The organism is Pseudomonas sp. BJa3 (assembly GCF_026343815.1).
GTDB lineage: Bacteria > Pseudomonadota > Gammaproteobacteria > Pseudomonadales > Pseudomonadaceae > Aquipseudomonas > Aquipseudomonas soli.
This window is the reverse complement of sequence record NZ_JAOXMC010000191.1, coordinates 1-272: the sequence shown is the minus strand read 5'-3', so window position 1 is coordinate 272 and position 272 is coordinate 1. Positions and strand designations below refer to the sequence as shown.

1 protein-coding gene is annotated in these 272 nt (G+C 68.4%); it reads right to left on the bottom strand.

Annotation, left to right across the window (positions count from 1 at the left end; all coding sequences use genetic code 11):
- Nucleotides 1-272: undecaprenyl-diphosphate phosphatase (locus OH705_RS27390; protein ID WP_323873507.1), on the bottom strand; the 272-nt coding region annotated here is incomplete at both ends.

The following is a 272-nucleotide window of genomic DNA, read 5'->3' as shown; positions in this document are numbered from 1 at the left end:
CAGCCATTTCACCACCACGAAGCCAGTGGCCGTTGCCGCCGCGAAGGCCAGCGCAACCTCGCCCCAGTTCTCGCTGCCCAGCGCGTTGTCCTTCACCAGCTCAAGGAAGGCATAACCGCTGGCCGCGAACATGGTGGGGATGCCCACCAGGAACACGAATTCCGCTGCCGAGGACCGCCGGCTGGTGCCGGCCAGCATCGCCATGAAGATGGCGGCCGCGGAGCGCGAAGTGCCGGGGAAGACGCCGGCCACGACCTGGGCGAGGCCGACCA